Source organism: Photobacterium jeanii, from assembly GCF_001650345.1.
GTDB lineage: Bacteria > Pseudomonadota > Gammaproteobacteria > Enterobacterales > Vibrionaceae > Photobacterium > Photobacterium jeanii.
In genome coordinates this window covers 46,972-70,003 of record NZ_LVHF01000011.1, presented here as the reverse complement: position 1 = coordinate 70,003, position 23,032 = coordinate 46,972, and the positions used below count along the sequence as shown (strand labels likewise).

At 46.7% G+C, this 23,032-nt stretch carries 15 protein-coding genes; 7 read left to right on the top strand and 8 right to left on the bottom strand.

Features of this window, described 5'->3' with window-relative positions; translation table 11 throughout:
• Window positions 1-7: 7 nt before the first annotated feature.
• Window positions 8-1,033, bottom strand: a complete 1,026-nt coding sequence (locus tag A3K86_RS01210; RefSeq protein WP_068326473.1) for a hypothetical protein — start codon at window positions 1,031-1,033, stop codon at window positions 8-10.
• A 631-nt stretch (window positions 1,034-1,664) separates the two neighbouring features.
• Here A3K86_RS01210 and pykF point away from each other — a divergent pair.
• Window positions 1,665-3,077 carry a pyruvate kinase PykF gene (gene pykF / locus A3K86_RS01205; RefSeq protein ID WP_068326470.1) on the top strand — a complete coding sequence of 471 codons (1,413 nt, stop codon included), beginning with the start codon at window positions 1,665-1,667 and terminating at the stop codon, window positions 3,075-3,077.
• 277 nt (window positions 3,078-3,354) lie between these two features.
• Window positions 3,355-4,020 carry an FCD domain-containing protein gene (locus A3K86_RS01200; protein WP_198160394.1) on the top strand — a complete coding sequence of 222 codons (666 nt, stop codon included), beginning with the start codon at window positions 3,355-3,357 and terminating at the stop codon, window positions 4,018-4,020.
• A gap of 579 nt (window positions 4,021-4,599) precedes the next feature.
• Here A3K86_RS01200 and ilvN read toward each other — a convergent pair.
• From ilvN to A3K86_RS01165, 7 genes are all read right to left on the bottom strand, one after another.
• Window positions 4,600-5,097: an acetolactate synthase small subunit gene (ilvN, locus tag A3K86_RS01195; protein WP_068326467.1), complete on the bottom strand. Its 498-nt coding sequence runs from the start codon at window positions 5,095-5,097 to the stop codon at window positions 4,600-4,602.
• A complete protein-coding gene (locus A3K86_RS01190) occupies window positions 5,097-6,815 on the bottom strand; it encodes an acetolactate synthase 3 large subunit (protein ID WP_068326464.1) in 1,719 nt (572 codons plus the stop codon). Before A3K86_RS01190 ends, ilvN begins: the two co-directional genes overlap by 1 nt.
• Before the next feature lie 569 nt (window positions 6,816-7,384).
• On the bottom strand, window positions 7,385-9,196 hold the full coding sequence (locus A3K86_RS01185; protein WP_068326461.1) for an AMP-dependent synthetase/ligase: 1,812 nt from the start codon (window positions 9,194-9,196) through the stop codon (window positions 7,385-7,387).
• Between the two features lie 289 nt (window positions 9,197-9,485).
• Window positions 9,486-10,439: a transcriptional regulator LeuO gene (leuO, locus tag A3K86_RS01180; RefSeq protein WP_068326457.1), complete on the bottom strand. Its 954-nt coding sequence runs from the start codon at window positions 10,437-10,439 to the stop codon at window positions 9,486-9,488.
• 946 nt (window positions 10,440-11,385) lie between these two features.
• Window positions 11,386-14,499 (bottom strand): efflux RND transporter permease subunit, encoded by a 3,114-nt coding sequence (locus A3K86_RS01175; protein ID WP_068326454.1) that lies wholly within the window; start codon window positions 14,497-14,499, stop codon window positions 11,386-11,388.
• Window positions 14,496-15,884 (bottom strand): efflux RND transporter periplasmic adaptor subunit, encoded by a 1,389-nt coding sequence (locus A3K86_RS01170; RefSeq protein ID WP_084406463.1) that lies wholly within the window; start codon window positions 15,882-15,884, stop codon window positions 14,496-14,498. The genes A3K86_RS01175 and A3K86_RS01170 overlap by 4 nt, the downstream gene beginning before the upstream one ends.
• Entirely contained in the window at window positions 15,884-16,525 is a 642-nt protein-coding gene (locus tag A3K86_RS01165; protein ID WP_068326451.1) for a TetR/AcrR family transcriptional regulator, read from the bottom strand. Before A3K86_RS01165 ends, A3K86_RS01170 begins: the two co-directional genes overlap by 1 nt.
• 604 nt (window positions 16,526-17,129) lie before the next feature.
• On the opposite strand from A3K86_RS01165, the gene leuA reads away from it, so the two are divergent.
• From leuA to A3K86_RS01140, 5 genes are all read left to right on the top strand, one after another.
• Window positions 17,130-18,674, top strand: coding sequence for a 2-isopropylmalate synthase (gene leuA, locus A3K86_RS01160; RefSeq protein ID WP_068326447.1), 1,545 nt, complete (start codon window positions 17,130-17,132; stop codon window positions 18,672-18,674).
• Window positions 18,675-18,756: 82 nt separating this feature from the next.
• A complete protein-coding gene (gene leuB / locus A3K86_RS01155; RefSeq protein WP_068326444.1) occupies window positions 18,757-19,845 on the top strand; it encodes a 3-isopropylmalate dehydrogenase in 1,089 nt (362 codons plus the stop codon).
• A 26-nt stretch (window positions 19,846-19,871) separates the two neighbouring features.
• Window positions 19,872-21,311, top strand: coding sequence for a 3-isopropylmalate dehydratase large subunit (gene leuC / locus A3K86_RS01150; RefSeq protein ID WP_068326443.1), 1,440 nt, complete (start codon window positions 19,872-19,874; stop codon window positions 21,309-21,311).
• 18 nt (window positions 21,312-21,329) lie between these two features.
• On the top strand, window positions 21,330-21,932 hold the full coding sequence (gene leuD / locus A3K86_RS01145) for a 3-isopropylmalate dehydratase small subunit (protein ID WP_068326440.1): 603 nt from the start codon (window positions 21,330-21,332) through the stop codon (window positions 21,930-21,932).
• Window positions 21,933-22,176: 244 nt separating this feature from the next.
• Window positions 22,177-22,977: a DUF547 domain-containing protein gene (locus A3K86_RS01140; protein WP_068326437.1), complete on the top strand. Its 801-nt coding sequence runs from the start codon at window positions 22,177-22,179 to the stop codon at window positions 22,975-22,977.
• Window positions 22,978-23,032: the final 55 nt, after the last annotated feature.

Sequence of the window (23,032 nt, the reverse complement as noted above, 5' to 3'; positions counted from 1 at the left end):
TTCAGATCTACTTCTTATTCACAAAGAACCACTTGTTTAAGTAATCATCCAATGGTTTTAATGCAGGCGTAGCCCAACTATTCATTACCTTTTTCGGATCCGTTAAGCCATCAGGCTTGCCCGATGCCAGTTTTCCTTCATCAACAAACCCTTTCGAAAACGGTACTTCGTTTTTACTTGGGTCGATTTTGTATTCGTAGACACTACCCAACAAGGCTCCAGGATTTAAGTTAAGCTTCACGGTATGCGTCATATCCGGCTTACCATTTGAAATGTCTTTTCCATCCACTGTCGAAGTTGGCTTTTTCGTATCTTCATCAATCACAGTACACGGGTTAGGCGTCCCCAAAGCACGATCGGCCCCCAGCTGCTGATTTCCATAATTGCACTCATCAAATGTCAGGTACTCCAATTTATTGGCATCCGCTGATACTTTTACAGCTTTCAGTGCGGTTTTAAATTGGCTATAAGCTGCTGTTAACTCAGCTCCCGGTGCTGAGTTGTTATTGCCGTCTACATAGTAATCGTAAACTTGTAGTAGTTTTTGATAAGTCGTTAGGCGCGTAGTTTCGTCTTTCTTATCTTCATTTGGGGTATAAACTAATTCAATACCATCAACCGTCAGTCCTTTTTGCTTTTGTTCATTCAACGCCAGCACAAACTCTCCTTTTGACGTTTCAAGCTCATCGACGCCCATCAAACCTAAGACAATACGCTTATTCGCAAATTGTTTACGCACATCCTCATGTGCCCATGCCATCAAATTATTTACTTGAGTGATCACGCGTTGTTGTTGCGCATCTGTGGTGTTTTTACCGACTTTTAATACGTAAATCCCTTTTTCAAAGTGACAATTCGGTACATCTGCTTTTACCGCGCAGTTATCTACCGTTTTATACACTTTCACTTGGGTACCAGCTGGAGAAGGTTTCGTGGCTGGTGTTGAGCTATTGTTGTCAGAACTGTCTGAACCTCCGCATCCCGCTAACGTCGCCGTAATCAGTAGTGCTAATGTCTTTTGACTAAAATCCATGAAGTAATCTCTCTGTCGTTATTATTTTGCTTGCTTCTGAACACTACGGGGCAGTGCCTCGAGTAGTGCGAGCAAAATATTACTACAGGAATCGAGAAATAAAAAACACTGTTGTTTTGTGTGATAATTACCTTTCCAAACAGACAGTTAATCACATCCCTCTTGACTGATTGATATAAAACAACAGGAACAATAACAACGAACTGTGAAAAAAAGCTCCACAATTGATAAATAACAAAACTTTTTTGTAAGGATTAGGCATAATCAGCCACCTTGTTGTGAAATGTTTGATTAACGTCACAAGGTGTTAATAGATTGAAACCCTGCTATAATTCAGCACTTGTTTGAGTGAGGGTTTTATGATTGACCTGCTGCAATCTTCACCATCATTTACACAGCTAGATTCATAAAAGTGTGACGTTACCCAAGCAAAATACATGCTTGGGTAACGCAATATTTTTGTAATCGTTTTGCATTACTACAGGTTTAAACGTGAGTAAGTTGCAATTTTTTGAACTCCCTCTCGTTTTGTAGTCATTTTTCAACATTTTTGATCACTGACTTTCATGTATAACACTGTAGTTTTTTTAAAATTCCTTGGGTTTTTAAGTTCTTCCGGAGAGTATCCTCAATGAAAAAGACCAAAATCGTATGTACGATTGGACCAAAAACTGAATCTGTTGAAATGCTTACTAAACTAGCTAACGCTGGTATGAACGTAATGCGTCTTAACTTCTCACACGGTGATTTCGCTGAACACGGTCAGCGTATCCAAAACGTTCGTGACGTTATGGCTGCAACTGGTAAGCAACTAGCAATTCTGCTTGATACTAAAGGTCCTGAGATTCGTACTATCAAACTAGAGAACGGCAACGACTTCTCTCTAGTGGCTGGTCAAGAATTCACTTTCACTACTGATACTTCAGTTGTTGGTAACCAAGACCGCGTAGCAGTAACTTACCCTGGTTTTGCGAAAGACCTACAGAAAGGCAACACTATCTTGGTAGACGACGGTCTAATCGAGATGGAAGTACTAGAAACAACTGAAACTGAAGTTAAGTGTAAAGTACTGAACAACGGTGACCTAGGTGAAAACAAAGGTGTTAACCTTCCTGGCGTTTCTGTAAACCTACCTGCGCTATCTGAAAAAGATAAAGCTGACCTTAAGTTTGGTTGTGAGCAAGGCGTTGATTTCGTAGCTGCTTCTTTCATTCGTAAAGCATCTGACGTAAACGAAATCCGTGAACTTCTAAACGCTAACGGCGGCGAGAAGATCCAAATCATCTCTAAGATCGAGAACCAAGAAGGTGTTGATAACTTCGACGAGATCCTAGAAGCGTCTGACGGCATCATGGTTGCTCGTGGTGACCTAGGTGTTGAAATCCCAGTTGAAGAAGTAATCTTCGCGCAGAAGATGATGATCGAGAAGTGTAACCGCGCACGTAAAGTGGTTATCACTGCAACTCAAATGCTTGATTCAATGATCAAGAACCCACGTCCAACTCGCGCAGAAGCGGGTGACGTTGCGAACGCAATCATGGACGGTACTGATGCAGTAATGCTATCTGGTGAGTCTGCGAAGGGTAAATACCCTATCGAAGCTGTAACTATCATGGCGCAAATCTGTGAGCGTACTGATTCAGCACTAAAAGCTGAGCTAGGTTCTCGTCTAGACAGCCCTCGCCTACGCATCACTGAAGCAGTATGTAAAGGTGCAGTAGATACATCTGAAAAACTAAGCGCACCGCTAATCGTTGTTGCAACTGAAGCTGGTAAGTCTGCACGCTCTGTACGTAAATACTTCCCAACAGCAAACATCCTTGCTGTAACAACTAACGCTAAGACAGCTGCTCAACTAGCACTGACTAAAGGTGTTACACCTGTTGTTGTTGAGTCAATCGACAACACTGATGCGTTCTACGCACGCGGTAAAGAACTAGCGCTAGAAACTAGCCTAGGCGCGAAAGGCGATATCGTTGTTATGGTATCTGGTGCTCTAGTACCATCAGGCACAACTAACACAGCATCTGTTCACGTACTATAAGCCTAGCTTTCTGTACAGCAGAATAAAAAACGGGAATCCTTTGGATTCCCGTTTTTTTATAAAGGTACAACGCACACCATCTACGCAAAGCCTTGCTAAGCCTCACATTTCAAATATTTGCTTATCGCCCTGATTTCATATAAAACATATACTTTCGATTGTAATAGTAATACCCGTAGCGTATATCTACTTATTACAACCATTGCTTGCTGTATAAAAACACTAACTCTCCCACTGTTTGATTTTGGTCTGCAGTCGTGGAAATACAATAAAATCAATGAGGAATTCTGTGTCTAGCCCAACCTTGACCAATCAAGTCATGGAGGTGATTCGACAAGACATCTTACTGGGCGAGCTTGCGCCTGGCCAAAAGCTTGTTGTTGCCGATTTAAAACAACGCTACGACGTTGGTGCATCTCCTATACGCGAAGCGCTCGTACAACTATCGTGGAGAAAATATGTAAAATTTGCTCCACAAAAAGGTTGTTGGGTTTCTCCGGTCTCTTTACCTGAATTGGAAGATTTATTCGAAACCAATTTAGTATTGTCAAAAGTCTTAATCGAACGCGCCATTCAAAACGGTGATGAAGCATGGGAGCTCAATATTTTAACGAGCTACCACAAACTAAGCCGTGTAAACCCAGCAGAGTCTGAAGTGGATTTTGTTGAGTGGGAACAGCGCCATAGTCAATTTCACTTAGCGTTACTTGAGGGAAGTAACTCACCAATCATGCTAGAGCTATACCGTGAAGTTTACGAACAAATTGAGCGATACCGCCATATTTGGGTATGCCAATCTCGCCAATATCAAGAACGCTACCACGATAACGGTGAACACGAAGCTCTTATGAAAGCGGTACTGGATCGTAATACAGAGAAAGCCGTAAGCATCTTAAACAACCACTTTGAGCGTGCCACCGATATGATCAAGACTTATCTGTAACTGGGAAGGGGAATCCCGTATAGATTAGTTCAAACCAAAAGCTCGAGCCTGGCTCGGGCTTTTTATTTTTATCAGAGACAAGCCAGTTCAAGCATACGTTTTAACTCAAGGAATCAAAATAACGGGGATACACTCACCAACCAAAGATCTCTCGGTGATGGGTGTTTAACAACAAAACGACCAATAGGAAATATAACGCGCTGACATTAAAGCCCAATAACAACGCACTCAGTGCGGTCAAGCGCACCACAAACCGGTTGAACATAGTTACTACTCCAGTGGGTAGCATCCTTACTTTTCAACGTATCCTGCAATTCATCATCATCTAAAATTGGCCTTTCCCGCTCATCGATACAACTTTGGTCGAAGGCTGGCATAACAAGTACCATTCAAGTAGTGAGGGATTATACCTTCTCTAAGAAGAATACCAATACGGCCACTCTACAACTTTAGTCTAAGACCATAGCTCATGCTCAGCCTATCATTGCTTCCTTTGAGTCTTCCCTGTGCCGCATAAACAAAACCGCTCTCATCAACAATGAGAGCGGTTTGATAAAGAGGTAACCAATAGCGACGAAGCTAAGCTTTCAATGCTCGCTCACCACGGGCAACTCCAACGACACCGCTGCGCGCGACTTCAATAATTTCAGTGGCTTCACTTACCGCTGAAATAAATGCATCGAGTTTATCGCTAGTGCCAGCCAATTGAATGGTATAGATCTGCGATGTGACATCGACGATCTGCCCTCGGAAAATGTCCGCGGTGCGTTTAACTTCAGCTCGCGCAAAGCCACTGGCTTTAACTTTCACCAACATCAACTCACGCTCGACATGCTCGGTTTCAGTGACATTGCTGACCTTCAAAATATCGATCAGTTTATGGAGCTGCTTTTCAATTTGCTCAAGCGCGGCATCGTCTTCCACATTGGTGGTGATATTCAAGCGCGACAAAGTATGATCATCAGTAGGCGCAACGGTAAGCGACTCAATGTTATAGCCTCGCTGAGAAAACAAGCCAACCACACGCGATAGCGAACCGGATTCATTTTCGAGTAATACTGATACTATCCTACGCATTAAGTTCTCTCCGTTTTACTTAACCACATTTCGCTCATTGAACCACCGCGGATCAACATTGGGTACACGTGCTCGGTTTCATCAACCGTAATATCGATAAACACCAGTCGGTCTTTCAGCGCCAATGCTTTTTCCAGTTCACCTTCTAGCTCGTTCGGGTCAGAGATTCTCACCCCAACATGCCCATACGCTTCAGCAATGGCAGCAAAATCAGGTACCGAGTCCATGTAAGAATGCGAGTGACGGCCTTGATAAATCATGTCTTGCCACTGCTTCACCATTCCAAGGAAACGGTTATTAAGGTTGATAATTTTCACCGGAATATCGTACTGCAGCGCGGTAGATAGCTCTTGAATATTCATCTGAATACTACCATCGCCAGTCACACAGACCACTTCCGCCTCCGGTAGCGCGAACTTCACCCCCATAGCTGCGGGCAGGCCAAAGCCCATGGTGCCCAAGCCACCAGAGTTAATCCAACGGCGCGGCTTATCAAACTGGTAATACAGCGCGGCAAACATCTGATGCTGCCCCACATCCGAAGTCACATACGCATCACCATCGGTTAAGCGGTGCAACACTTCAATCACTTGCTGCGGCTTAATACGCTCGCCGGAGGTGTCGTAGTTCAAACACTGACGTCCCCGCCAAACATCGATATCTGCCCACCAACTGGCAATCGCATCACTGTCATTCCCCGCAGGTTGATCGCCAAGTAACTTCAGCATGCTATTAAGCACGGTATCTGCCGAGCCAACAATGGGGATATCAACAGCGATTGTTTTCGAGATCGACGATGGGTCGATATCAATATGCATAATGGTCGCGTTAGGGCAGTACTTCTCAACGTTGTTGGTTGTACGATCATCAAATCGCACCCCAACCCCAAAAATCAAATCAGCATTATGCATCGCCATGTTGGCTTCATAAGTGCCGTGCATGCCTAACATGCCTAAGCAATTTTTGTGGCTACCCGGAAACGCCCCTAGCCCCATCAAGGTGTTCACCACTGGCAGATTTAGCGTTTCAGCTAGCGTGAGTAACTGCTCACTGCAAGATGACATAATGGCGCCACCACCCACGTACAGCACCGGCTTTTTCGCTGTTAGTAAGGCTTTCAAGCCACGTTTGATTTGTCCTTTGTGGCCTTGCGTGGTTGGATTGTATGAGCGCAGCGAAATGTCCTTCGGGTAGTGGTACGGATAAGTTTCTGCTGGATTGAGCATGTCTTTGGGAATATCAATCACAACAGGGCCAGGACGACCGCTTGCTGCAATATAGAAGGCCTTTTTGATAATCGAAGGGATATCTTCAGGATTCTTGACCAGGAAGCTGTGTTTAACAACAGGGCGAGAGATCCCTACCATGTCACACTCTTGAAAAGCATCATTACCGATCAAGTTACTCATCACCTGACCTGAAAACACCACCATTGGAATCGAGTCCATATAAGCTGTCGCAATACCAGTGATGGCATTGGTCGCCCCCGGACCAGATGTCACCAGTACGACACCGACTTCCCCTGTCGCACGCGCATAGCCATCAGCCATGTGCACCGCCGCTTGCTCATGGCGCACAAGGACGTGCTCAATATCGCTTTTCTCGTGCAGGGCATCATAGATGTCGAGCACCGAGCCGCCAGGGTAACCAAATATGTGCTTCACGCCTTGATCGATCATCGAACGAACAATCATGTCAGCACCGGACAACATTTCCATATTTCTTGCCTCCAGGTCAGTGTAACCAGCCGATATAGCTAATTCTTCCAACCTCGTCGCGTCCCTCTCTGGTACTTTAAACCGTTACAACAGGGTAAAGTCAGGGGCGCACTTGGGCTGTGCATTATCAATCACGTTTCAATCTCAATCCTTGCAGAACAAAACGTCACTGTGCCAAATAAACAATTAGCTATATGGGCTGTTACAACATAGTTAGGGCTTATTTTTAGCCTAAATGAAATCTATCTCGCTATGTTCCCGCTCCATCTTGGTAACAGAATGGCGGACAACCAAAACAACTTTAACGTTTTATTAGCATTTAAGTCTATGCGCAAAAGGCACAATACCGGATTGCTCTAGCATTAATTAAAATCCTTTTTATTCCTCCGGCTAATAGCCAGCGATTTAGCAGGAGTAACTAAATAAGCCATTAATTACAGTGCATAGTATGCGGCGATTATCCATTCCTGCTTTGCCACTATTCTGCAGCCAATAAAAAAGGAGCCTTTCGGCTCCTTTCTCATTCATCTAGGCTTGCGCACCAGAATTGATAACCATCAGTATCGCGATTACTTAGCTTTCTTATGGCTCTCTTCGTACATGCGCTCGATTTCTTGATGGTAGCGATCTTGGATCACTTTACGACGCAGTTTCTGCGTTGGCGTCAGCTCGCCTTTATCCATCGAGAATGCTTTTGGCAGTAAGGTAAACTTCTTCACCTGCTCAAAACGCGCTAAGTCTTTTTGTAGCTCAGCAATACGCTTGTCTAACATCTCGGTTATCTCATTGTTTTTCAACAAATCGATACGGTCTTTGTACTTAATATTTAGTTCGCGCGCATGTTCTTCCAAGCTTTCAAAGCAAGGCACGATCAAAGCTGAAACGAACTTACGCGTATCGGCGATAACCGCGATTTGCTCGATAAAATGGTCTTTACCGATTTTTCCTTCAATCACTTGAGGAGCAATGTATTTACCACCCGAAGTTTTCATTAGCTCTTTGATACGATCAGTAATAAACAGGTTACCTTGTTCATCAAACTCACCCGCATCACCGGTTTTCAAGAAACCATCTTCGGTGAAGTTCTTCGCGGTTTCTTCTGGCATCTTGTAGTAGCCGCGCATCACCATAGGACCACGAACTAAGATCTCGTTGTTGTCACCGATCTTCACTTCTGCGCCCGGCATGGTCATGCCGATAGAATCAGGATTGAAACAACGATCATCCCAGCACGATACCGTCGCTGTCGTTTCCGTCATGCCGTAACCCAGCTTCACATTGATACCAATCGCGTGGAAGAAGCGACCAATGGTTGGATCTAACTTGGCACCACCACATGGCATCAGTTTAATTTGACCGCCAAGTACGTCGCGTAGCTTCGACAATACCATTTTGTCCGCTAGCTTATGGGCACGTTTAAGCATCGCAGATGGTTCACGACACTCTTGGTGACAAGCCGCCATACGAGCACCCATGTTCACCGCCCAAGTGAAGATCAATTTACGGTGGAATGGCGCTTTCGCCACTTTCTCGTAAACCGAAGAGTAAATCTTTTCATATACGCGTGGCACTGCGGCCATCACGTTAGGTTTCACTTCCGATAGCGCTTCACGCACTTTGTTAGTATCGCTTAGGTAACAGTTCACACCGCCACGATGCAATACGTAGAAAGTCCATGCACGCTCAAACACGTGAGACAAAGGAAGGAAACACAATGAGCTATCGCCCTCATCCAACGCCAAGCGCTGGTCGTGGCTTTCAATTTGAGACGCAATGTTACCGTAATCTAACATCACCCCTTTCGGCGTACCTGTCGTACCCGAGGTGTAGATCAGCGTCAGTAGATCGTCCATTGCAAGATCTGCAAGGCGCTGTTCAAGCTCAGTTTCCGCTTCAGGCGAATGGTGAGTGATGAAGTCACTCAAACGAGTAACCAGAGGATGCTCTGCTAATTCTACGTCATCACTCATTACCACAATGTGCTCAAGTAGAGGGCATTGCTCAGCCACTTGTATTGCCGCATCGTGTTGCGCTTGTTCACCCACGAACAAAATACGCATATCGGCATTGTTGATGATGTAAGCCGCTTGATCTGGGGTGCTAGTTGGGTAAATAGGTACAGTCACAGCACGGTTGTACAGCGATGCCATATCAGCAACCGTCCAACTCGGCATGTTATTAGAAAAGATACCAACTTTATCTTGAACATTCAGGCCCTTGGAAAGCATTGCAATTGCAAGTTGCTGGATCTGAGCACCAAACTCAGCCCAAGTAATATCTTGCCATTCATCGGCAACCTGATGACGTAAAGCCACGCGGTCACCCAAGCGAGCAACCTGCGAACGGATACGATTTACTAAATGAAAGTCACGATTAGCCATAACAACCCTGATTATTTAGCTTACACCTGTAAGCTTAACTAAGGTGCGAAGTTTACCTTTGATCGCAAAAAAGGCAACCGCCGCCTTTATAAAATTATCGGATTTGCTGGTCTTATCTCACTGCAAGGTCTTACCAATGCAGGGCTGACACGAGAAATTAATACATTTGATACAAATGTAAGAAAGTAAGACTGAAAGCCGAGACCCACACTCTGCTCAGGTTGGTTGTTTTATATAAAACAAAAGCCAGCAAAGCTGGCTTTTGTCTGTTTTAGGTTAACGTACGCGATTAGGCGTTGTTACCACAGATGCTCATCAGCTGATCACGCATCCAGATATGACCTTTGTCTTTTTGTGAAGACTCGTGCCAGCTTAGGTAGCCACTGATAGAAGCTGATTCAAACGGCAAATCCAGCACTTTTAATTTTAGATTATCAGCCACAGATTCAGCCAACCAACGTGGGGCAACCGCAATCAAATCAGACTGACCAACAACGTACATGATGTTGCTCAAGCTCGCGCCTTGGTACGCTTCTTGGTAAGAGGTGTGTTTGTGGTAGATATGATCAGAGAACATTTTCACACCTTGCACCGCTTTTAGTAGCGCGTGTTTTTCTGATGCGAACTGAGACTCAGAAATGTTTGTACCAAGACGAGGATGGTTTTCAGCTGCAATCACCACTAACTCATCTTTAAATAGCTCAGTGCTACAGAAGCCCGGCTCATCGAAACGCACGTAATCAACCACAAAATCGATTTCTTGGTAGCGCATCTTTTGCGTTAGCTCTGCATCAAACTCAGCTTCAAGCTGCATACGCAGGTTAGGCGCTTGCTCGCTAACTGAACGTAGAATGTGCGGTGCAAAGCGCATGTCCGATGGGCTGCATAGCGCCAACTTAAAAGTACGAGTTGAAGTCTCAGGTGAGAAAATTGAAGACGGTAGTTCATTTTTCACCAATTGCAGCGCTTGACGCATAGGACCAAACAGTTGCTTAGCACGCTGTGTTGGTTGAATACCACGTCCATGACGGATAAATAGCTCGTCATTAAACATCACTTTCAAACGTGCTACTGCGTTACTTACCGCCGGCTGTGACATACCAAGATTGTGTGCTGCTCGAGTGATGTTCTGCTCTTGCATTACAGCATCAAACACAGTCAGCAAATTTAGGTCTACACTTCGTAAGTTTGATTCAACTTTATAACCATCGATTGAGTGAATAGCAGAACTTCTACGCGTCATTTTTAGCCTCTAATTTAAATGAGTATGGGCACTACACCAGCGTCGTTTTAGGTATTAAAAAATAACCACGCTTCAAAAATATTTGAGCCCAGCAGTTTGGGATGCAGCAAGTATCATCCAAATAGATTGACGAAACCAATACCCCACCAACGCAATTAAACGCAAGCAATCACATAAAAAATAAATTCAGAACATAAATACAACCAAATCAAAAAGTTAAATCAATTCTAAAAAAACCAAAAATATCGATAATTAAAATAAAGCCTGAATTATAAGCGTTTTAAAGCCCATTTTTGGGCTATACCTCCACCAATAAAACACCGTACTTGTAAAATTTCATCGACATAAAATAGCTCGAATTTATCAAACTAGATTGAATGACACCTCATTTTCTTGCCTGAACTCCCAGCATCTAATCTGACTCACATCAAAGCGTTTTAGCGTTACATCCGCCCAGTGTGATGATTCATCAAACTGATGCTAACCCCCGACTTTCACCAACATTAATCCCTATCTAACAACACGCAAAACATACCACTAAGCGCTATATTTACCACTCAACATTTCGGCAAAACCACATTTCAATACAAGCGGTTTAAGCGATATAAAAAGCACGTTAACTTCCCAAGCAACCGTAAAAAAAAGCAGCCAACAAAAACATATAATTTAACAATAAACCAAATATTCCAATCGTGCTAACCAGTCATCAATCACCTCGACATGAAAACAAACAGTGCTTGCTGATCGTTAACGACAAAACGCAAACCCATAGGAAAGTAAAAGAGCAAAGAAGATGTATTGAAGCGAAACTATGACAAGCACGAGGAAGGGGAATAGGAAGGAAAGAAGAAAGAAGAAAGAAGAAAGAAGACAGAACAACAAAAGAAAGAATGACAAAGCAAGACTCTCTTGCTTTGTCATTGATGTTACATACACGCGCTAGTGATTAAGCATGAAGCGGTTCGTGTTTTTTCACTAACCCAAAGTCTGCCAAAATCGCGTACGCCGCTGGGATCATAAACAGCACCAACAAGGTCGAGGTGAAAATCCCGAACACGATGGAAATCACCAATGGCTGGATAACCTGCGCTTGCAAGCTAGTTTCCAACAACAAGGGCAATAACCCTGCGGCGGTAGTTAACGAAGTTAAGAACACCGCCCTAAAGCGTTCACGACTGGCTTTTACTACCGCATCGTGCACACTGTCACCATCATCGACATGATGACGAATGTATTGCACCAACAAAATGGAATCGTTCACCACCACCCCAGCGAGCGACACAAAACCCATGATACTTGGCATGCTCAAGGCGTGTCCCAATAACCAGTGCCCCCAGAAGACCCCAATCAAAGCCAGTGGGATCGCCAGCAGCACTACAAAAGGTTCAAGGTAACTGCGGAACTGGAAGCTCAAAATCACAAAGACCCCGAAGATCCCGAGCGCAAAGCCAATCGCCATCGATTGTCCAGTTTCAGCGGTGTCTTTGGCTTCCCCTTCAAAGTTAAATCTCAGTCCCGGAAATTGCGCTTTCAATTTCGGGATTTCTTGCTGACGGAACAAGTTTAAGATTTCTGTAGAGCTGATTTTGCTGTGCTCAAGATCGGCATACACACTCAAAGTACGCAAACCGTTAATACGTTGGATCCGCACATAGTTACGTTGATAACTCAGCTCGGTGATCGAAGCCAGTGGCACCTGACTGCCATCGTTTAAGATAATAGGAAAACTCGCCAAAGTTTGCAGGCTACCCGCTTCGGCTTTATCAAATCGCACTTCCACTTCGATATTTTCAGGGCCAAGTTGGATATCATCGGCTTTCTGACCAAAATACGCCGCTCGTAGTTGCGAGGCGATCATTTGCCCGTCCACACCAAAGCTTTCAGCCCCCGGACGTAGCGTCACCAACACTTCTTGCTTACCCATCCGCATGTCATCGAGCACGCCGTAGACACCATCAAATTCGTTCAAGAACTGCTGCACTTGCAATGACGCGGCTTTAAGATCGGTGAGATCATCGTGTTGCATCCTGATCTCAACCGCGCGACCGCCCGGTCCCATCATAGGTTGTTTAAACACCAAGGAGATCGGATCGGCAAGGGTACCTACCTCTTCACGCCATGCGGCAATAAACTCATCGATCACCGTGTTACGTAACTCAGCACCACGCAGATCCAAACGCACTGTCGCCACGTGTGGACCATTTTCATCAGCATCGGCGTTCGCATTGTACTGCTCGGTAATGTGCTCGATCAGGACATTGCCGCCTTCCACATCGCGACTCCAGGTTTCATTCAAGCGCTCAGCGGCAGCCACAATGTGATCGACCACTTTTTCGGTGTGCGCCAATGATGAACCTGGTGCCAAAATCACCCGCGCCTCGGCAATATCACCATCCAACTCAGGAAAACCGACGAACTTCAACGCTCCGCCTGCCACCAATGAAACCGAGGCAAACAAAGTAGCAACCACCGCACCCAAGAAGAGGTATCGCCAACGCACCACGGCATCAACCGCCGTAACCAGTTGGTTCTGACGAAAGCGCTCAAACTTAGCCAAAAAGACCTGCTTAAATTTGATATCAGGGCGCTCTTCTCGACCTTGCTGCTTTTGCAGTGAATGGCTTAAGTGATGCGGTAAAATCAAGAAGGCTTCAATCAAACTAATGGTCAGTACCAAAATCAAAACCTGTGGTACAACCCGCAGCACGGCGCCCATCTCCCCCTCAAGGAACAACAAGCTGCCAAAAATACAGACGGTGGTGAGATAAGACGACAGTACCCCGGGGAAGACTTTCTTAACGCCATTAAACACCGCATCGGGCACCGACTGCCCCCGCTCTAAGTGAGCGGCAATGGACTCGGCGATCACAATGGCATCATCCATCATGATACCGATCGCCATTAACAGCGCGACCAACGACATGATGTTGATGGATAACCCCAACCACGACATCAAAAACAAGCTACCCATAAAGGCAACAGGCAAGCCCGCCGCGACCCAAAACGAATAACGGAAAGTAAAAAACAGCCACATAGTGAAGAATACCAACACCACCCCTTGTAGACCGTTATCGACCATCATGGTCAAACGATCCCACAGCACCGAGGAGATATCGTTAGTCAAACTCAGGGTTACGCCGGTTGGCGCTATTTGGCTTTCGTCCTCAACAAATTGCTGTACGCGCTCTTTAATCCGCAATGCATCATCGGCTTTGTTCTTGCTGATCTTCAAAACCGCAGACGGCTTCCCATCAAACAAGACCTTTTGCTCATCGAGCTCAAAACGGTCAGTAATGGTAGCAATATCACCTAAACGCAATACCGCCCCTTCCGCATCCGCACCAATGATGGTGTTGGCGAGCGTTTGTGGCGTGACTTTTTGCTCATCAAAACGGATCAACAGATTCTTATCAGCCAGCTCGATATTACCGCTTGGGAGTTTGATGTTTTGTCGCGACAGACGATCAGCAACATCACCAACACTCATCCCTAGCTGACGTAAGGCGGTTTCTTTTAACTCGACTCGCAATTGGTGATCAGAGAAACCACTCACCGCCACCAAAGACACACCGTAATCAATCTTCAGCTTTCGCTTGAGCTCTTCGGCATAGGCTTTCAAATGCGGCCAGTTAGTGTCGGCGCTAATGGCCACGTCCACCACGGGTTCGTTCCAATCAAGCTCACGCACAATGGGTGACTCAATTTGCTCAGGAAAATCATTGATGGCGTTAATTTGAGTCTGAACATCGACCAACATCCGCGACACCACATCGCTATTGGTCAATTTCAAGATCAACGATGCCGAACCTTCGACCGCTTCACAACGGGTTTCAACAATATTGGCAAGGCCATCGACCGCATCTTCCATCCGCATACAGATGCTTTGCTCAACTTCTTGCGGCGATGCTCCGGGGTACACAACAGAGGCAATAATGTAAGGCGGTGAAAATTCAGGAAAAGTTTCGCGCTTAATTTGCGGTAATGCCACCACCCCCAACAAGATCAGGGCAAGCATCATCAAATTAGCAGCTGTGGGGTGGCGCGAGAAAAAACGGATCATGGTGTTACCGCTCCTTTCTCACTGTCTATCTCGTTACTTGTCTCCTTGTCTAGGCCGGGCTGAGAGGAAACCGCGGAAACAGTTTTGCCATCGACGGTCACCACTTTCAGTGCCATCCCAGTCACAGCTGGCAACAGATCATTGGCCACCAAGCGTTGATTGCTATGGAGCTCTCCTGCCACAGCCACCAAGCCTTGACGACGAAAAAGTACGGTCACAGGCTGGATCATCAAGGTATCGTTATCACCCACTAAATAGACTTTATCGCCGTGCAGCGCGCGCTCAGGGATCACCCAATGGGGATTGGCTTGCCCTTCGAGTTGCGCCTCAACAAACATACCATTCACCAGCGGCGGCGCGGTTTCTGGTGAGAGTTGACGGTAATCTTGCGCCACTTCTAAAATCACGCCGACAGTGGCTTGATTCACACTGACTGTGTCACTAATACGCGCCACTTTGGCTGGCCAACGTTGGGTAAACTGACCGCTAGAAAGCTCGATGGCTGCGGTTAAATCCAATTGGTCAGCACGCGGGCGACCATCGGCGTGAGCGGTATACTGAGTCAGACTCGAGGCAAGAGCCTGCATATCGTGCAGCGCCACTTGAGCATCCACTTCGATTTCTGCAATCCCATGGGCGACCACCATGGTTTGCTGCATATTCACCACTTGATTCTGTTCGATATCGACACTCGAAATACGAGCATCAATTGGCAACACAATCTCAGTTTTAGCTAATGCGCGTTTGGCTTCTTCTACCTTAGATTGATTCACCTCTAATTGCGCTTCGCTCACTCGACGCTCTTTTGGCAGCACTTGCAACTGACTTTCGAGATCTTGCACCACTTTTTGGCTGGCTAAGTACGACTGCTTTTCCAAGTCTAAAGCAGATTGTGAGGTCAGCCCTTTACGACGTAACTCCTCTTTACGCGCCACTTCTTTTTGACTGATCGCTAAGCGATTTTTTTCAATTTTGAGGGTCGTTTTTAAATTTTTCTCTTCCAAATCCAACTTGGCAAGTTGCGCCTGACTTGAGCTAATGTCAGCTTCAGCTTTCGCCAGCGACAATTGGTAATCAAGCGGGTCGATTTTAAGGATCACCGTTCCAGCATCCATCACCCGCCCTTTTTCCAAATCAGGGTGGCGGTAAATCACCTTACCACTCACTTCAGAAATCGCTTTCCACTCAACCTTTGGTTTTACACGCCCAAACCCTGTGACCTGCGGGGCTAACGGTTGCTGCTGCAAAGTGATCACATCCACCGCACGGCTGCGCTCTAGCGCTGGTTTACTGCTGGGCGACGGGCGCATCTTCACCGCCAATACCAAAATCAAAATGCCAACCGCTAAGGCCGGAATAAACAGTAGCTTTCGATTACGGGCAATCACTGTGCCTCTCCTTTTTGGTTGAAGATCCCTTGGGTCAGGACTTTGACGTTATGTTCTGCTAATTCATAAAGGTACGATTCATTCATCTCAATCCCATGAATTTCCAGCATCGCGGGTGGGATCAAGAAAGGAAAAACCATCAAGCTAATGAAGGTCATCCGCGCTTTTTCCGGATCCATCCCCGGATTTAAGCTGCCGTTTTCCTGCAATTTGGTAAACATCATGTCAGTGGCTGGACGAGCAATATTACGCACCATTTGCTCCATCATTTGCCGCTGCGGGTCGTCTGGCGACAGCATCATGGCGCGTGACATCAACTTGGGCATATCCGGGGTTGGCGCCATGATCCGATAGTAAGTCCGCATAAAATCGCCGATGGAGTCGAAGTCGCCTTTGTCCATCACCACTTTCATCTGCGCTTCAATCGGTGCCATGGTTTCGTGCATCATGGTTTGATACAACCCTGCTTTGTTTTCAAAGTAATAACGGATCAAGGCAACATTCACATCAGCACGTGCTGCAATCATCCGTGTCGAAACCTTGCTGTAGGGCAAGGCGACAAATAACTTTTTTGCTTCACTGAGTAACCGTTGCCGTGCATCCGACTCGCCCGAAGGACGCCCTGCTTTTCCCGCCATATCCTGCCTGTCTCATAAAATTAATCGCATGATTAATAATTGTACTGCCCAAATTCCTAAAAGGATTATTTTTTAAATTCACTCTAATTTAACCAATTGATTAATTAATTCTGTGATCAGTCAATAATCCCGTGATCTGGATTTTATGCAGGAGGCTATTTTGCTTATCACAAGCGATTTGTTACTCGCCGTAACAAGTTGGTAAATATCAGCCAATGCCGAAATTGATTTTAATGATGATTACCGCAAAGCTTAGCCATTTAAAACCGCGTAAACAAAGGCAATATATTCAAACAGATAGAAGGAAAAACAAAATAAACCACCAAATAGTGGTTGACCTTTAACCTGTCTATTTGGTATTCATTTGTTATCAACTTTGTGGAAGACATGTAAAAATGAAAAAACGTTTCTTTATCCTCCTAAGCCTCCTCCTTATCGTGAATAATTCGCGCGGGTAGCTTACGAGTGGAGAAACACCACTAAGAATTTGACAAACCCGCGCACCTAGCGCGGGTTTTTTATATCTATGCCCAGCGCTCGCGGATGACGATGACGCCTAATACCTCCAAGGTCACTCAGGCAGGCAAAATAAAAGGAAGTCGCAATGAAAGATCAGGTCATTATTTTCGATACCACCCTACGTGATGGTGAGCAGGCGTTGTCAGCCAGCCTAACGGTAAAAGAAAAACTACAGATCGCCTATGCGCTAGAGCGCCTTGGGGTCGACGTGATTGAAGCCGGCTTCCCTGTGTCTTCACCGGGTGACTTCGAATCGGTGCAAACCATTGCCAAACACATCAAAAACAGCCGCGTCTGCGCCCTGTCTCGCGCCGTTGCTAAAGACATTGATGCGGCTGCTGAATCGCTAAAAGTTGCCGACGCCTTCCGAATCCATACTTTCATTTCAACCTCCACCGTTCACGTACAAGACAAACTGCGTCGTAGCTATGACGATGTGATCGACATGGGTGTGGCAGCGGTAAAATGCGCCCGCAACTACACCGACGATGTGGAATTTTCCTGCGAAGATGCTGGCCGTACCCCGATTGATAATCTATGCCGCATGGTGGAAGCTGCAATCAACGCTGGGGCTAACACCATCAACATCCCCGATACCGTGGGTTACACCCTACCGAACGAGTTTGGCGGTATCGTCGCGCAACTGTTTGACCGTGTACCCAATATCGACAAAGCCATTATCTCGGTGCACTGTCACGATGATCTAGGCATGTCGGTGGCAAACTCGATGGCCGCCGTTCAAGCAGGGGCTCGCCAAGTAGAAGCCACCATCAATGGACTGGGTGAGCGAGCAGGTAACTGTTCGCTAGAAGAGATCGCCATGATCATCAAAACCCGTGCCGATTTCCTTGGCGTCCACACCAATATCAAACACGACGAAATTCACCGCACCAGCAAGATGGTCAGCCAGTTGTGTAACTCCCCGATTCAAGCCAACAAAGCCATTGTCGGTGCCAATGCTTTCAGCCACTCATCGGGGATCCACCAAGATGGGATGCTAAAAAACAAAAACACCTACGAGATCATGACCCCAGAGTCGATTGGTTTGAAAAACCAAGCGCTGAACCTAACCAGCCGCTCGGGTCGTGCCGCAGTGAAAAGTCACATGGACACCCTTGGCTACACTGAAAAAGAATACGATCTTGATGAACTTTACGCTGATTTCTTGAAGCTAGCCGATCGTAAAGGCCAAGTGTTTGACTACGATTTAGAAGCGCTAATGCATTTTGCCAACCTGCGCGAAGAAGACGATTTCTTCAAACTGAATTACCTCAGTGTCCAGTCAGGCAGCATCATGGCCACCACCAGCATCAAACTGCAATGCGGTGAGGAAGAGAAGTGCGAAGCGGCAGTGGGGAATGGACCGGTTGATGCCCTTTACCAATGTATTTACCGCCTAACAGGCTACGACATTGTACTCGATAAGTTCGATCTAACCGCCAAAGGGGAAGGCGAAGATGGTCTGGGCCAAGCCGACATTATTGCCAACTACAAAGGCCGCAAATACCACGGTACAGGTCTAGCGACCGATATCGTCGAAGCTTCCGGCCAAGCGCTATTGCATGTGATTAACAGCATTCATCGCGCCGACAAAATTGCGGAAATCAAAGAGCGCACCGCAACGGTCTAACGGATAAAGGATGGGGACGTACAAAGCGTCCCCGTCCCCGAAAATTTAACGGATATAACTCAAATTACGGAGACAGATAACCATGGCAGGTACCTATAAGATTGCCGTTTTACCCGGTGATGGCATTGGCCCAGAAGTGATGCAGCAAGCCCATAAAGTCCTAGACGCTGTTGAAGCCAAGTTTGATCTTACCTTTACTCGCAACGAATTTGATGTCGGCGGCATTGCGATTGATAACCATGGCTGTCCACTGCCCGATGCCACTCTAAAAGGCTGTGAAGATTCAGACGCGGTGCTATTTGGCTCAGTAGGTGGACCTAAGTGGGAAAACCTGCCGCCCGATGAGCAACCAGAGCGCGGCGCCCTACTACCACTGCGCAAGCACTTCCAACTGTTTTGTAACCTACGTCCAGCGCAAATCCACAGTGGATTAGAAAAATTCTCACCATTGCGTGCCGATATCTCCGAGCGCGGTTTTGATATCGTGGTGGTGCGTGAACTAACGGGCGGGATCTACTTTGGTCAGCCAAAAGGGCGCGAAGGTGAAGGGCCGCAAGAAAAAGCCTTTGATACCGAGGTCTACCACCGCTACGAAATCGAGCGTATTGCCCGTATCGCGTTTGAATCAGCCATGCTTCGTAACAAGAACGTGTACTCGATTGATAAAGCCAACGTACTGCAAAGCTCAATCCTATGGCGAGAAGTGGTCGAAGAGGTCGCGAAAGACTACCCACAGGTCACCCTGAACCATATGTACATTGATAACGCGACCATGCAGCTCATCAAAGATCCGGCTCAGTTTGATGTCATGCTGTGCTCTAACATCTTTGGCGACATTATCTCCGATGAATGCGCCATGATCACCGGCTCAATGGGCATGCTGCCATCGGCGAGTTTAAATCAAGATAAGTTCGGTATGTACGAGCCCGCGGGTGGCTCTGCTCCGGATATCGCAGGCAAAAACATCGCTAACCCAGTGGCACAAATTCTGTCAACCGCACTGATGCTACGTTACAGCCTAGGTGAAGAAGATGCCGCCCGTACTATCGAGCAAGCCGTTGCTCAAGCACTAGAAGCTGGCGAGCTAACTGCCGATCTTGCGGGTGACAGCCCTGCGCTAACCACCAGCGAAATGGGCGATAAGATCGCGGCTTACATCCGCCAAGCATAATCACGACCGGCAAGGAGCACCGAGCAATGTCAGCAACACAACACCAAGATAAAGCGCCACAGACGCTATACGAAAAAATTTACGATGCCCACGTTGCGGTCGCGGCACAAGGCGAAAACCCAATCCTGTATATCGACCGTCACCTCGTGCATGAAGTGACTTCGCCCCAAGCCTTTGATGGCTTACGTGAAAAAGGACGTAAAGTCCGTCAGGTGAGCAAAACCTTTGCCACTATGGATCACAATGTCTCAACCCAAACCAAAGACATCAAAGCCTCAGGCGAAATGGCGCGGATCCAAATGGAAACGCTCGCGAAAAACTGTGAAGAGTTTGGCGTCACGCTGTACGATCTTAACCATGAATACCAAGGGATCGTTCATGTGATGGGACCTGAGCTGGGCATTACCCTACCGGGGATGACCATAGTATGTGGTGATTCGCATACCGCGACTCATGGTGCCTTCGGTGCCCTAGCATTTGGTATTGGGACGTCAGAAGTGGAGCACGTACTTGCAACCCAAACCCTAAAACAAGCTCGCGCAAAGACCATGAAAATTGAGGTCAAAGGCAAGGTTGCACCGGGGATCACCGCCAAAGATATCGTGCTTGCCATCATTGGCAAGACCACAGCAGCGGGCGGTACAGGTCACGTGGTCGAGTTTTGCGGCCAAGCCATTACCGATCTATCGATGGAAGGGCGCATGACCGTCTGTAACATGGCTATCGAACTCGGAGCCAAAGCTGGATTAATAGCCCCAGACCAAACCACTTACGATTACATTAAAGATCGTAAATTCTCCCCTGCCGGGCAAAACCTTGAACAAGCGATTGCTTACTGGGAAACATTGAAAACCGATGCAGGCGCTGAATTTGATACCACTGTGACTTTAGATGCGCGTGATATCAAACCACAAGTCACTTGGGGAACCAATCCGGGTCAGGTGATTGCCATTGATGCGCCAATCCCAACTCCCGCTGATTTTGCCGATCCGGTTGAAAAAGCCTCAGCGGAAAAAGCGCTAGCCTACATGGGACTGGAAGCAGGCAAAAAATTGTCTGATTTTGCCATTGATAAAGTCTTCATTGGCTCGTGCACCAACTCGCGAATTGAAGACATGCGCGCAGCAGCGGCAATCGCGAAAGGGCGCAAAGTGGCCGCTCATGTCCAAGCGCTAGTAGTGCCGGGCTCAGAGCAAGTCAAAGCACAAGCTGAGCAAGAAGGGCTGGATAAAATCTTTATCGAGGCTGGTTTTGAATGGCGCTTACCGGGTTGTTCTATGTGTCTGGCGATGAACAACGACCGCCTTGGGCCAAAAGAGCGCTGCGCTTCAACCAGTAACCGTAACTTTGAAGGTCGCCAAGGGCGCGATGGTCGTACTCACCTTGTCAGCCCTGCGATGGCGGCGGCAGCAGCGTGCGCAGGACACTTTGTCGATATTCGTGAACTAGAAAGCACCACGGCTTAAATCAAGAGGAAAAGTACAATGGCAGGTTTTAAACAACATACAGGCTTGGTCGTGCCGCTTGATATTGCCAATATCGACACGGATGCCATCATTCCTAAACAGTTTTTACAAAAAGTCACCCGCACCGGATTTGGTAAACACCTCTTCCACGACTGGCGCTTTCTCGATGACGCAGGTAGCAAAGCGAACCCTGAGTTCGTGATGAATGCCCCTCGTTACCAAAGTGCCAGCATTTTACTGGCGCGAGAAAACTTTGGTTGTGGCTCATCCCGAGAGCACGCCCCTTGGGCTCTGGCGGATTACGGTATCCAAGTCATGATAGCCCCGAGCTTTGCCGATATTTTTTACGGTAACTCCATCAACAACCAAATGGTGCCGGTACGTTTAACCGAAACGGAAGTGGATGAGTTATTCCAGTATGTCGAATCAAGCGAAGGCGCCCAAATCACGGTCGATCTTGAGGCCATGTTAGTGTCCGCTAACGGCAAAACGTATCGCTTTGAAATCGATGAGTTTCGCCGCCACTGTCTACTCAATGGCTTAGACAACATCGGCTTAACTCTACAACACGAAGATAAAATCGCTGACTACGAACAAAATATTCCCGCGTTCTTAGCTTAAGCCCTTAATATTGCGGTTCACACCAAAACCGCTTCAAACAAAGGTAAGTAACTACTTACCTTTGTTTTATTTACCGTCTTTGCTCGCAGTTCCATTTCTTGCGACTTCATTTGCCACGGTTTCATTCGTAAAACCTATGCTCTACGAAAAAACGTTCTACGAAAAGATGTTGAATGTTATCTGAAAGAAAAAAGTCGCGCCTTCGGTCTATAGTGGCTATATACCCAGATTGAAAAGGTTGCCCATGACTGCTCGTGTACTTTCATCCGTTCGCGTATTTCTTATCGCCCTGATAGCGATTAGCACCACAGCTTTCGCCGCCCCCAAAGCTGAGCTCTGGCCGTACTGGCAACAGAGCAACGAAGCCAATACCCTGCCGATCAATCATCAGATATGGCAAGACCTTCTCAATCGTTACCTGTCACAACAAGACTCACAAACTTTGGTGAATTACCGCAATTTTAGCGATGATGATAAATGGCAACTCGACCGCTACTTACGCGATATGAGCAAGCTCAATCCGCTGGAATACCGCAAAGCCGAGCAATTTGCTTACTGGGTTAACTTGTATAACGCCCTCACCGTCAAACTGATCGTTGATAACTACCCACTTAAATCAATCACCAAACTAGGTGGTGTCTTTAGTTTTGGCCCTTGGAATGATGATGTGGTTACCATCAACGGCAAAACGCTGACCTTGAACGACATCGAACACCGCATCCTTCGCCCAATCTGGCAAGACAACCGCATTCACTACGCCGTCAACTGCGCCAGCTTAGGTTGCCCGAACTTACAACCGCATGCATTCACCGCCAGCAATAGTGACCACTTACTGAACCTTGCCGCCAAACAATTTATTAACAGCGCCAAAGGCGTTGAAGTGCAAGCCAATGAAGTCACCCTATCGTCAATTTATGACTGGTACGCCAGTGATTTTGGTAATGAGAGTCAGCTCGAGCAGCACCTCAACCAATACCGAACCACGCCAATCAAGCTGCAAAATGTCGATTACGACTATGATTGGGCGCTCAACGAGGCAAAATAATGCCAATGATTGTGCCTCGACCCTAGTAACCCTTGACAGGCACTATTACAATGAC